The 11,960-nt window shown below is 66.7% G+C and carries 9 protein-coding genes; 2 read left to right on the top strand and 7 right to left on the bottom strand.

The window, feature by feature from the left end:
- From LQK81_RS18730 to LQK81_RS18750, 5 genes are read right to left on the bottom strand one after another with little or no spacing between them, the layout of a single operon-like run.
- Positions 1-2,466, bottom strand: a complete 2,466-nt coding sequence (locus tag LQK81_RS18730; RefSeq protein WP_230807890.1) for a glycosyl hydrolase 2 galactose-binding domain-containing protein — start codon at positions 2,464-2,466, stop codon at positions 1-3.
- 13 nt (positions 2,467-2,479) lie between these two features.
- Positions 2,480-3,460: a DUF1839 family protein gene (locus LQK81_RS18735; protein ID WP_442967160.1), complete on the bottom strand. Its 981-nt coding sequence runs from the start codon at positions 3,458-3,460 to the stop codon at positions 2,480-2,482.
- Complete coding sequence (locus LQK81_RS18740) at positions 3,457-4,368, bottom strand: amino acid--[acyl-carrier-protein] ligase (protein ID WP_230807891.1); 912 nt, start codon at positions 4,366-4,368, stop codon at positions 3,457-3,459. Before LQK81_RS18740 ends, LQK81_RS18735 begins: the two co-directional genes overlap by 4 nt.
- A gap of 6 nt (positions 4,369-4,374) precedes the next feature.
- On the bottom strand, positions 4,375-5,547 hold the full coding sequence (locus LQK81_RS18745; protein WP_230807892.1) for an acyl-CoA dehydrogenase family protein: 1,173 nt from the start codon (positions 5,545-5,547) through the stop codon (positions 4,375-4,377).
- The gene (locus LQK81_RS18750; protein WP_230807893.1) at positions 5,544-5,798 is read right to left on the bottom strand and encodes an acyl carrier protein; all 255 of its coding nucleotides are present in this window, start codon (positions 5,796-5,798) and stop codon (positions 5,544-5,546) included. Before LQK81_RS18750 ends, LQK81_RS18745 begins: the two co-directional genes overlap by 4 nt.
- Positions 5,799-6,197: 399 nt before the next feature.
- On the opposite strand from LQK81_RS18750, the gene LQK81_RS18755 reads away from it, so the two are divergent.
- Entirely contained in the window at positions 6,198-8,219 is a 2,022-nt protein-coding gene (locus tag LQK81_RS18755; protein ID WP_230807894.1) for a GumC family protein, read from the top strand.
- A gap of 11 nt (positions 8,220-8,230) precedes the next feature.
- Complete coding sequence (locus LQK81_RS18760) at positions 8,231-9,535, top strand: UDP-phosphate alpha N-acetylglucosaminyltransferase (RefSeq protein WP_230807895.1); 1,305 nt, start codon at positions 8,231-8,233, stop codon at positions 9,533-9,535.
- 6 nt (positions 9,536-9,541) lie between these two features.
- Here LQK81_RS18760 and LQK81_RS18765 read toward each other — a convergent pair whose 3' ends face one another.
- Positions 9,542-10,585, bottom strand: a complete 1,044-nt coding sequence (locus LQK81_RS18765) for a glycoside hydrolase family 5 protein (protein WP_230807896.1) — start codon at positions 10,583-10,585, stop codon at positions 9,542-9,544.
- Between the two features lie 33 nt (positions 10,586-10,618).
- Entirely contained in the window at positions 10,619-11,851 is a 1,233-nt protein-coding gene (locus LQK81_RS18770) for a glycosyltransferase family 4 protein (RefSeq protein WP_230807897.1), read from the bottom strand.
- Positions 11,852-11,960 lie beyond the last annotated feature (109 nt).

An 11,960-nucleotide genomic window follows, 5' to 3' on the forward strand; every position in this document is an offset into this window, starting at 1 on the left:
TCAAAAGGAAACCGGAGCAGGCAGGTTCAGGGCGGACAGCTCTCCGCCGGGGCGTTCCGCGGCGCCCGTGCGGACCAGCCGGATGACCTGTTCCCCGCCGGGAGAAAGATGGAACCAGTTGTCCGAGGGCAGGAAGCCCGGGCAATCGATGTGGACAGACTGCAGCAGCCGGTCCGCCCCGATCCGCAGTTGCCAGCCGCCCTCCGCCTCCTCCAGCGCGACGGTCGCCGTTGCCGGATGAAGGGCACGCGCACGGCCCTGCGGGAAATGGAAGGCTTCAGCGACGATCGTCGGACTGTCACCGTCCCGCAGGCTCGCAATGGTCACGTCATGGGCGGGCGGACCGAAGCGGAAGGCATAGGTCGTGTCGAAGAAGGCGCCGAAGAGATCGGTGGCGGCGAAGGTGGCGGCACCGCGCGCCGCAAGCGTCAGGGCGCGCCGCCCGGTGACGACGGGCTGACGGCCGTCGCGCAGGCAGGTGAGATCGACGGTCAGTTCGCGTCCTTGATCCGTCTCGTTGATCACGTGCACGTCGAGACCGTTGGTGCCCTCGTCGGAGAGCAGCACCTGGAGCGGGCGGAAGGCGCGCCGCAGCGCGTGCCAGGCCGGCTTCGGCAGGCCGGTGGCATCGACGACGCCCCAGCCTGCGCCCGGCATGAGGTCCTGGAGCGTCCAGACGAGCGCGCCGTTGCAGCTCGACTGCGGCCGCCGCCACTCGGCATATGTCGCCTCCATGACCTCGCCGCTGACCGCGCGGGAGATATCGAGGTAGCGCGCCGGGTCCTCGCGTCGCAGGCGCGCAGGATCGCAATCGTAGAGCAGGCCGAGATAGTGTTCGCGCACGTCCTCGAAATCCCAGGAGGCGCCGCGGTCGCGCGGGATTCGGGATTTCCAGCGCGGGTCGTGCACGGCGGGAACGGGCAGATGCGCGTCGAGCGTCACCTGCTCCGGGACATTGGCGAAAGCCAGCGATTCGGCCGCAAAGCGCACCCCGGCCCGGCGCGCATCCTCGAGCGGCCGGCAATAGGCGCCGACGCCGTAATAATGGGCGACGCCCGCATTGGAGGAGAACGGCAGGGCGCCGCCAAAGGGCGCGTTGGGGACAAAGGGGACGTCCGGGCGCAGCGCCCGGACGATCTCGGGCAGGACCGCATCCGTCAGCGGCCCATTCCCGGCCTCGGCCGGCAGACCGAGCATCGCCGCCTGCTGGAATACCTCGCTGCCGCCGCAGAGAACAGCCAGCGCTGGCGAAGCGGCCGTGCGCTGCAGGAACTGTTCGACCTCGGTTTTCAGCAGGGCGACGAAATCTCCGTCTGCAGCCGGATAGTCGAAGTTCGCCAGCATGACGTCCTGCCAGACGAGAATGCCGAGCTCGTCGCACAGCTCGAAGAAGGCATTGCTCTCATAGGCCATGGTGCCGCCGATGCGCAGCAGGTTCATGCCCGCGCCGGCGGCCAGCCTCAAGGTCGGTTCATAGGCCGCCCGCGTGCCCGGCAGGTCGACGATGTCGGCATTCGTCCAGACCGCGCCGCGGCAGAAGACCGGGACCCCGTTCACCCGCAGGGCGAAACCGCGGCCGTCCGCACCGGTATCGATATCGATGCGGCGGAAACCGGTGCGACCGAGCGCATGGCTCTCGCCGTCGATTTCGACCTCGACCCCGTGCAGAACCGGCCGGCCATGCGTGTGCGGCCACCAGGCCGCAACGTCGGGGATGGCGAGCTTGCCCTGCCACCGGCCATCGGCGCCGCGCTCCATGGCCGCCGTGACGCCGGCGCAGCGCAGAAGGGCGGGGCGGGCGCCGTCGCCGGCCAGGAACGATACGGCCAGATGCCCGGTGCCGTCCGGCGCGAGCGTCGCGGCCATGCGGATGTCTGCTGGCTCGGCAGGCTGCGGCCGCACGAGGCGGACGGGGCGATAGGGACCGAGCGCATGCACGGAAGGACACCATCCCGGCATCCGGCCGAGCAGCGTCGTTCGGGTGAGCCGGACGCCTTGCGGAACGATCATCTGCGGACGCCAGCGAGCACGCGGGCCGCGTCGCTCGAGATGCGGCCCGAGCGCGCGGAAGCAGATCGCCAGACGATCCCTGCCGGTGACCTGCACGTCGATCTCGTGGGCCACGAACATCGAGCGGGAGGAAAGCCGGAGCTCGCCGTTCCAGTAGACGTCCGCGATCGTCGCGAGGCCCTCCAGCGCAAGCACGGCTGGACCCGGTGTCTCGCCGACGCGCTCGAGCAGGTACCACGCATCATAGCCGTCGAGCGGCATCGGATCGTCGCGGTCGAAGCGTCCTGCGCGTTCCAGCGCGCCCGCGACCGTGCCCGGCACCGGCGCATCCAGCATTTCCACATCGGGACCGATCATGGAGGGATCGGACCACGCCCCGGCTGCGACAAGGCACAGCTTCCAGCCCTTCTCCAGGTCCACGATCTGCGGGGACGCGCCTTCGGCCGCTTCGCTCATGCGCCCTCCGGCCTCAGTCGACGCGGCGTTCGAGAACGGCGATCATCTCGTCCCAGGCCGAGACTGCCGGGTCGAGCGCGGTCGCAAGAGGCTCGAAACGCTTGCGGGTGACCGCGCGGGCGAGCTGGAACTGCACCGACTTGGCGTTCTCGGCGATGCGACGCGCGGCCGCTGCGGCGTCGGTCAGCGTGCCGTCCGGGGCGATCCAGTCGAGATGGCTGGCGGCAAGTTCGAAATTGGCACCGAGCTGGCGCAGCGTGTTGAAGGCATATTTGTGGAAGAAGCCGAAGGGCCGCTCCGCGACAGCCTCCACCTGGCCGGGAAAGACGGCGGCGAAGGCGGCGACGGGATTGTCCGCCGGCCGGCGCTGCAGATGGAAGCGCAACAGGCGGCGGGCGGCCCTTGCCGTGTCGGTCTCGGCCGGACGCGCGGCGGGGAACTTCGCGAATTCCGTATAGGGCAGGAACGGCAGCGCATCGGCCGGCGCATCAAGCTGGAACAGGCCGTCGAAATCCTCGCCTTCGAGCCGGAAGAAGCCGGCATTGTGGAAGTAGTCGAGCGTGCGGCTTCCAAGGTCCAGCCGGTTGATCGCCACCGTCGTCTTGCCGTGCTCCAGCCGGTAGGCGACGCCGCGCGTGTCGGGCATGTAGAAACTGTCCATCTCGACGAGGCACAGGCGACCACGGCCGATCTGTTCGGCGACGTGGCGTTCGACGCGGTCATAGATCGCAAGCTCGGTGCAGCGGATGCCGTAGAGGACTTCGAGGTCCTCGAGCGGCACCTTGAAGAAGGTGAACTGGTCGCCCTCGAAATCCTGCGTCAGCGTGAAGCCCAGCATCGCCTCCGGCGGCAGCGCCTGCGCGCCCAGAACCTCGATCCACAGGTCGACATAGCAGTTGGTTTCCGGCCACATGCGCTCGTGATCGTGCAGCGCGTGCGGCCGGTAGGTGGCGGGATCAAGCCCGGGAAAGACGGAAGCTACGCCCAAGGTCAGCCCCAGAGGGTCTTGCGGACGCTTTCCGGCCAGTCGGCGACGTCGAGACCGTGGGTGTGGAACAGAGCGAGCGCGATGCGTTCCAGGCCGAAGCCGACGCAGGCGGTGTGCGCCACGCTGCCATCCTCCATGGTCAGGCCCCACTTCGTGCCGAACGCATCCTGATGATAGTTGAAGCTCATGCAGGCCGTGGGTCTCGCGACCGAGGTGATCGGGATCAGGAGCTCGAACTTCAGGTTCTGGTCGCGCTGGTTGTTGGCCAGCATCTTGCCGGCGCGGCCGAAGAAGGGATCGTTGGCGACATCGATCGTCACCTCGAGGCCGACCTCCTTCATCATCTGCACGCCGCGGTCCATCCAGGACTGGCGGAAATCGGTGACATGCTTCTCCGTGCCCATGCAGACATATTCGCGCATGCGGAAGAGCTGCTGGCGAGCCGGGTCCTGCGAAGGTTCGTGGCGGAAACAGTAGGACTGCAGGTCGTAGAGCGCGCCCTTTGCCGGGATCGCCCCGCGTCTGGCAACCGTCGGATAGAGCGGGTAGCAGGCGGCCGGCGTCAGGACGATATCGGTTGCCTTCTGGTCCTTCGTCCAGTCCTCCTCGCCCACTTCCATGCACTTCAGCAGGCTCATGTGGTCGAGTTCGTTGCCGCAGAAGGAATGGACGGTGCCGGCCAGCTGCGGGAAGCTCTTCATGTAGCCGCTCTTTTCGAAGAAGGCGCGGTTCATGCCCGGCGGGAAGCGCATGGCTTCCGCGCCGTCGGCGCCGCCGACACGGTCGATCAGGCGCTCGAAGGCGAGGATGACGTCCTCGAACCGGCCGCTGCGGCCATAGAGCCCTTCAACGCCGGTGTCGATCAGAAGGCCGGAATCGAACAGGCGTTCGAGAAACGAGGTCTGCATATCCATGGTTCTTCACCCCAGAAGACTGGTGTCCTGCTTGTGGACAAGCAGGAGATTGGACGTGTTGCCGAGAATGCGGTCGTTGGAGATCATCAGCTGGGCCGAATGCGCATCGCGCAGGTGCCGGCCAAGGCTGTAGGGCGTACCGTTCTTGTAGCCCATGATGCCGCAGATCAGCATGGCGTGGTTGATGATCGTCAGGATCGTCTCGGACGAGCCGATCTTCAGATTGTTCATGGCGACGGCGAAGCCCATCGAGGACAGCCGGTCGGCATCCGCCTTCGCCACCTCGAATTCGTTCAGGCCGGCGACCACGTTCGACTTCAGCAGTTGCAGCAGGTTCGACGCCTCGGCCAGGCGCAGGGCGCCGGGCGGCGTCTGGCCCGGCGACCTGCGTGCCGCGGCGCGGACGAAGGCCTGGGCACGCGCCATCGCATTGGCGGCGATCCCGTACCAGACGGCGCTCCAGAGAAGATGCGAGGTGGCGAGCATCGACTGGGCGGCGATCTCGGCGAAGGGCTTGGGCAGGATCTGCTCGGCCGGCGCCTCGGCCTTGAACAGATAGCCGTCGGAGCAGGTGCCGCGCATGCCGAGCGTATCCCAGACATGGGTGCGCTCCAGCGTGTATTGATCCTTCGTGAATACGGTCATGACCTGGTCGGTGGAGGCGGCCTCGGCGTGGCTGCGCGAGGTAATCAGGATCGCATCCGCGTTGGCGCCGTAGGAAATGACGGTCGCATCCTTCTCAAGCCGGCAGCGGTCGCCCTCGACCGCGATGGCGCAGATGCTGTTGCGCAGGTTGCCGCCGATGCCGCCTTCCGTCGTGGCGGAAGCCAGAAGCAGCTGTTCGTCGGCGATGCGGCGCATGAAGGTGCGGTGCCAGGCGGCATCGGTGCCATGCGAGACGAGGCTCGACGCCTTGATCTGGTGCATGGCGAAAACCATGGCCGCGGCAGAGCAGGACTGGCCCAGAATGGAGCAGACCTCGGCGATTTCGGCAATGCTCGCCCCTTCGCCGCCGAGCTCCGTGACGATCTGGATGGACAGCAGGCGTTCGGCGCGCATGGCGTCCACCGCTTCCTGCGGGAAGCGCCCCTTGACGTCGACATCGTCGGCGTGCGCCTCGGCCACGGCGGCAACGCGGGCGGCTCTTTCCGCCAGACCTGCCCCGGTGGACATGTTCATTCGGCAGCCTCCGCAGTGCCGGTCAGGCTTTCGACCGTGCGGGTGATGGCCGCGATGCTCTGGAACGACTTGCGGTTGAGCAGATTGTCCGGAAACTCCAGGTCGAAGGCTTCCTCGATCGCCAGCATGATCTGGACGGATGCGAAGGACGACAGGCCGGCCGCGTAGAGGTCCTGGTCGTCGGCGATCTTATCGACTGCGACCGGCAGGCCGCCATGCCTGGCGAGCAACTCACGGATTTTCTGCTTCATGGCGACATTCTCCCGCGTTCATCTTTCTGTCGGCCGGCGATGCCGCCCGTTCCGATCTTGTTCAACCAGAGGCATACATGAGGAGAGATAAGAACGCTTGAAGGGACATGGATAAGAATCCATGAAGGCGGCCAAGTACCCGTACCGCCCCATGCGCTGACGCTGCGCGGTCGCCCGTTCCGAAAAACATCATATTTTCAGCATGTTTAATATTTCCGTCGTCGCCCTATCCCGGCATTTCCGACGACAGGTTGAGAGGTTGTTAACCATAATCTGAGAGGTTGCGGGACGGTCCCCGGGAACCGCCGTGTGGTCTGACGGCAGCGAAGGCTGCGAAATTCGGCCGCGTCCCCAGGATTGCGACAGGGACCGCAACAGGGACGGGCGATCGGGCATGTGATGGACATCGACATTTTTCAGCTGCCGGGCATCGTGAGGAAGAGGATCCACTACGTGATCCTCGCCGCGGTGGTGTGCGCGCTGCTGGGCATGGGCTTCGTCCTCACCCAGAAGCCGTTCTATCGCTCGACCGCCGAGATCTTCGTCGATATCGGCGCCGGGCCCGTCGTCGGCACCGATACCGGCGGGTCGCTCAACACGCAGCAGGTGATCGGCAGCCAGATCTACCTGATCCAGTCCCGCGACGTGCTGCGCGACGTCGTGACCAGGCTGGACCTCACAAACGACCCCTATTTCAACGGCGGCGGCCTGCTGTCGAAGCTGCTGGGCCGACCGAAGACCGACGCGGCGACAGTCGACGGCGTCATCAATGCCCTGCTGGAGAACCTGAGCGTCGCGCGCAACGGCGACAGCTTCGTCTTCACCATCACCGTCAAGCACGGCAACAGCGAGATGGCCGCGAAGATCGCCAATGCCATTGCCGAAAGCTACCTCGCAGTTGCCGACAAGGCGCGCCTGGACGTCAGCCTGAAGACCACCCGCACGATCGCCGAGCAGGCCGAAGAGCTGCGCCAGCGGGTGCTCGACGCCCAGGAGGCGGTGGAGGACTTCCGGGCCGAAAACGGCATGATCAGCGCGGGCGACCAGGGACTGATCACCGACCAGCAGCTCGCCGGCCTGAACCAGCAGTTGCTGACAGCGCGCCAGCAGGTGGAGCAGCTGAAGACGGCCTACGAACAGGCACGCCAGCTCAACGTCTCCAATGTCGAGGCCGGCGCCATTCCCGAAACGCTGAATTCCGGCGCGCTCTCCGGGCTGCGCAGCCGCTATTCGCAGGCGCTCGACCGCCAGGCGGAACTGGCAGCCAATCTCGGCAACGACCATCCGCAAATGCGGGCGATCCGCTCGCAGATCGCCAGCATCCGCAACGCCATCGAGATCGAGCTCGAGCGCATACGCCAGTTGTCGGCCAATACCTACGAGCGCAGCCGGGCCAACCTCGCCTCGCTGGAAAAGCGCTTCGACGATCAGGCGGCCTCGAGCAAGGACAACGGCAAGCTCCGCTTCCAGCTGGTCCAGCTGACCAGCGAGGCTGCGGCCATCGATGCGGTCTACAAGGCATTCCTGACCCGCGCCGAGGAACTGAGCCGCCAGCAGGATCTCGGCAACGGCAATTCCCGCGTCATCTCCGAAGCCGTGCCGTCCGACAAGGCGGTGCAGGCGCCGAAGCTTCTGGTCCTGATCGCCGCGGTCCTGTTCGGATCTGCCGCAGGCGCCGCCCTTGCGGTGCTGCGCGAACTCCTGGGCGGCACCAAGCGCATGGAGCGGAGCCTCGTTGCCAAGACCGGTGCGCCGATGCTTGCCATCATGGCCGGCGACGCGCCACCGCCACCCGGCCGCCTGGACCGTTTCGCGCAGCGGCTGCCGTTTGCACGGCCGCCGGTCCCGGAAGCCCTGCCGCGGGAGGCGGGGATCCGCAGGCTCGGCCAGTTGCTCGAGGCGGAATTCGGCGCCAGCCACTCCGCCACCATCGCATTTTTGTCTGCCGACGGCAGCGGCCGCGACGGGGTTGCCGCGGACGTGGCGCGCGAGTTGCATGTCGCCGGCGAGATCGTGCTCTTCTGCAACGGCGAACTCCGCCACAGGGATCATTCGGCCGCGCGATCCTCCTGGAGCGTCAAGATCCGCCTCGACGCCGCCTTGCCACGCGACCATGCGCTGGAGGACGTCCTGCACTTCGAACGCATCGGCGCCGGCGGCCTGAGACGGATCGCAGCACTCGGGTCCTCCCGCGTCAGCACCGCGCCGCGGACCGAACCCGTTGACTTCGCCGTCATCGACTGCAGCGGCACGCCGGCAGAAACGGTCATCCCCACCGTCATGAAGCATACCGACGCCGTCATCGTCGTCTCGACCATTGGTGCGACGGGTGGCGATGCCCTCGACACGCTGATGGCGGAAATCGGCCCCTGGCGCGACAAGATCCTCGGAAACGTCCTTCTGACCCACCGGGCGCCTTAGGAGACGCCGAGATGGCCCGCACGGAATCGATCGGCACCGGGACGGGCTTCAGCAACCGACGAAGCCACAACATCCCGCAGGCGCACCACGAAGCCGGCACGCCGGCCAAAATCGACCCGGTGCGCATCGCCGCGATCGTGACGGTGATCGGCGGCCTCGTGTTCAATGCGCTCCTCTGCCTGGTCAACACCCGTTTCATGGGCATGGCCGACCGCCATGTCATCATGTCGGAACTCGTGATCGTCGGCTGCGCCTTCCTCGCGGCCATGACGCGAAAGTCGACGCTCTATGTGATCCTCGGCCTGTTCGTCAGCTACATGATGTTCCTGTTCATGCTGCGCGGGCAGGTGAATCCCAAGGCAGTCCGCGACATCCTCATCCCGCTGACCTTCTACTTCATGGCCGTGCGCATCGCGGACGCGAGGCTCGCCGACAGGCTGGTGACGGCCAGCGGCCTGATCGTCGTCGGCTTCGGGCTGTTCGAGTATCTCTTCCTGGAGACCTTCCTCGAATACTTCAACGTCATCGGCTACTATCTGGCGCGCGGCACCGTGACACTCGACCAGGTGTTCGGGCAGACCAAGGGCCTGTTCATTTCCGGCCAGCGCCCCGAGGCGCGGACGATCCTGCCCTTCCTCGGCCAGCACCGCGTCTCCTCCGTCTTCCTGGAGCCGGTGTCGATGGGCAATTTCGCCGTGATCATCTATTCCTGGGCGCTCTATCGCGGCCGCGCCTTCCCCGGCCGCTGGCTGGTCTTTGCGCTCGCCTTCACGGTGATCGCGCTGGCCGATGCGCGCTTCGGGCTCTACAGCTGCGTGCTGATCACGCTGCTCTATCCCGTCTATTCCTTCCTGCCGCGGCTGGTCTGGGTCGTCCTGCCGTTCTTCCTGCTCGCGGTGCTGTCGATCTACGGTATCACCTCGGTTTCCGGCGGGGGGCCGAACGACCTCGCCGGACGGTTCGCCGTGACCGCGCATATCCTGACGCAGCTCGACCTCGGCGTGGTGCTGGGCTCGGAGACGACCGACGCGTTTACCGCCGATTCCGGCATCTCCTACTCGCTGACCGCTTTCGGGATCTTCGGCTTCATCGGGTTGTGGACGATGCTCGTGCATGCGCCGCTGAAGGAAGCGCGGGCCTGGCGCTTCCACTCGATGATGATCGTCTATCTGCTGCTTCTGATGCTGATCAGCGATTCGTTCTATTCGATCAAGACGGCCGCCCTGATGTGGTTCCTGGTCGGCACCGCCGGGGCGTGCCGGCAAACGGCCGCTCCGCAACGGCCGGCTGCCGCCGCCATGCCACGCAGGGCATGAGTTTCCTTACCCGGTCTCGCCGAGCGCCGGGCAGGCCGCCTTCGGGGCCGGGATGCTGCCGCCATATTCGAGGGCGCGCAGCTGCGGCCGGTCGCCCTCGCTGGTCGGCTGGATGTTGAGCGCCTCGGTCTGCGGCCACCAGTCGCCCGCCGCCCAGTAGGTCCAGCCGGTCCATACGTCCGGGGCGCCGTCGACGACGGCGGTCATGCGCGAAAGGGCCGTCAGGCATTCGCTCGTGGCCGGTGCGCCGAACTCACCCAAGAAGCCACGCTTGCCGTTCTCGCGCAGCCAGACCGTGAAGCGTTCGAGTGCCGCCACGGCTTGCGCCGCGCCCTCGCAGGTCTCGTGCGTGCCGGAGAAGTCCTCGTCCAGGTACTGGTGGACCTCGTAGGCGTAGTTCTTCGCCGGATCCTCGATGCCCAGCATCACACTGGCGTTCGAGCCGCCGGGGCGATCGCTCTCCCAGCTGTGGGCGCCGGTCCAGATCGTTCCGGGAACGTAGACGAGATTTTCGGCCCCCGCGCTGCGGATGGCGGCGATGGCGGCGTTGGCGGCGACCAGCCATCGGTCGGCCGGAATGTCGTGCGGTTCGTTCATCAGGCCGAACTGCACCGCCGGATCGTTTGCGAACTCGGTGGCAAGCCGTCGCCAGAAGTCGGCAAAGGCCTCGACGGGGACCTCGGTGGAGCCGATCTGGCGACCGCCGTGATAGGCATAGTTATGCGGATCGAGGACCACCGTGAAACCCGCCGCCTTCAGGCGCTTGACAGTGTCGACGAGGCGCCGGCGCTCGCCCATCGCAAACGCCCGGCCGAGCCTCGGCTGAAGCCGTTCCCAGCGGAAGGGCAACCGCGCGCCGTTGAACCCCTTGCCGGCAAAATACCGGATCGTCTCGTCGCTCGGATAGATGTAGTCCTTGCCGTAGACGCCCGGCGGATCGCCGAACTCGGCCCCGGCAAGGTTGACGCCGCGCAGGCAGGCGGCGGACGCATCCAACGGAAGGACCAGCGCCAGCGCGAGCCCGCCGATCCGCATCGCCCTGCGTCTCATCTGCCTGCTCCCGGATTTCGCATATGCCGGCTTTCAGCCATTGGCTGCGACTTCATTGCCTTCACCGCCCTTTGCCGCTGCCGGGCCCCATTCGGGCGGAGCGACGCCTCCCAGAACTTCAGTATAGATCGCGGCATAGCGCCGGGCCACATGATCCCAGGAGTAGCCTTCCGCCGCGCGCATCGCCCTTGCCCGGTAGGCGGGGACGTCGCGGGCAAGTGCCAAAAACGCCGCGTGGATCGTCCCGGCTGCCGTCTCCGCGTCCTCGAAGTCGCAAAGGCGGACCTCGGGATGCTTGGCGGCGAGGTCGCGATAGGCCTGGTTCGGATGCAGCAGGGGCAGGAGGCCCGCGCTCATCGCCTCGACGGCAACGAGGCCGAAGCCCTCATATTCCGAAGCGGAGGCAAACAGCGAGCATCCGGACACCAGGTCGCGGACCTGTTCGTTCGACAGGCCGACATGCACGTCGATATGGTCTTCGAGCGCCCGCTGGCCGATCATCCGCCGCAGGGCTGCCTCGTCCAGTTCGCCCGGCACGCCCACCACCGATAGCCGCCAGTCCGGCTCGTGCACGACGAGGCGCGACAGGGCATCGAACAGACGGTCGAGCCGCTTGTTGGAGGAGAAGCGTCCGATCGTGACGATGCGGCGAAGCGGCTTCGTCGCGCCCGCGTCACGGAACTTGGCGATATCGGCGCCATTGTCGACCTCGACGACGCGGCGGCCGGCGACCTTGCGGAACAGGCGGGCATCCTGCGCGCTGCAGGCGATCAGCCGGCGGTAGGCGAGCGCCGAAAGGCGCGTCGTCACGTTGAACCAGACGAGCTTGAGCGCCTTGTGCCGCTCGGTATGGAAGAAACCGCCATGGGTGGTGGCGACGAGCGGCTTTCCATGCAGGGCCTTGCCCCAGGCGAGCGCATCGAAGAAGAAGTCGATCGCATGGACGTGCACGAGGTCGGCATCCTTCAGGTGCCGGAACACGCCCGGCGCGAAGGGATAGCGGGTGCTGCCCGAAAACGGGATCCGGATCACCTCGATGCCGTCGACGATCTCGCGCGCGGGCAACTTGCGGTCGGGGGCGGTAAAGAGGCGATCGAGCGTCACCACGCGGACGCGATAGCCACGCGCGCAAAGCTGGCGCGACAGGTTGGCGACGACGTCCTCCAGTCCGCCGCGGCTCGGCGGGAACTGGCGCACGACCTGCACGGCGAGCGGCGCGCGCCTGTCGGCATCGATGGAAAGACTGCCTTGCAGAAATGCGTCCATGCCGTCATCCGTGCCGCATCGCATTGCGGGTCATCCGCAATTTCCGGGCGCCCAGTCGATGACACGCGCCCCCAAGCCTCCCGCAGAAGCGCAGCAAGCGATTAAGGCC

This window comes from Rhizobium sp. GN54, assembly GCF_021026345.1.
Taxonomy (GTDB): Bacteria; Pseudomonadota; Alphaproteobacteria; order Rhizobiales; family Rhizobiaceae; genus Mycoplana.

Bases quoted from the DNA above. Each gene is read 5' to 3' on its own strand.
- LQK81_RS18755 (WP_230807894.1), top strand. From the start codon at position 6,198: ATGGACATCGACATTTTTCAGCTGCCGGGCATCGTGAGGAAGAGGATC.
- LQK81_RS18770 (WP_230807897.1), bottom strand. From the start codon at position 11,851: ATGGACGCATTTCTGCAAGGCAGTCTTTCCATCGATGCCGACAGGCGC.
- LQK81_RS18740 (WP_230807891.1), bottom strand. From the start codon at position 4,368: ATGGATATGCAGACCTCGTTTCTCGAACGCCTGTTCGATTCCGGCCTT.
- LQK81_RS18730 (WP_230807890.1), bottom strand. From the start codon at position 2,466: ATGAGCGAAGCGGCCGAAGGCGCGTCCCCGCAGATCGTGGACCTGGAG.
- LQK81_RS18760 (WP_230807895.1), top strand. From the start codon at position 8,231: ATGGCCCGCACGGAATCGATCGGCACCGGGACGGGCTTCAGCAACCGA.
- LQK81_RS18765 (WP_230807896.1), bottom strand. From the start codon at position 10,585: ATGAGACGCAGGGCGATGCGGATCGGCGGGCTCGCGCTGGCGCTGGTC.
- LQK81_RS18750 (WP_230807893.1), bottom strand. From the start codon at position 5,798: ATGAAGCAGAAAATCCGTGAGTTGCTCGCCAGGCATGGCGGCCTGCCG.
- LQK81_RS18745 (WP_230807892.1), bottom strand. From the start codon at position 5,547: ATGAACATGTCCACCGGGGCAGGTCTGGCGGAAAGAGCCGCCCGCGTT.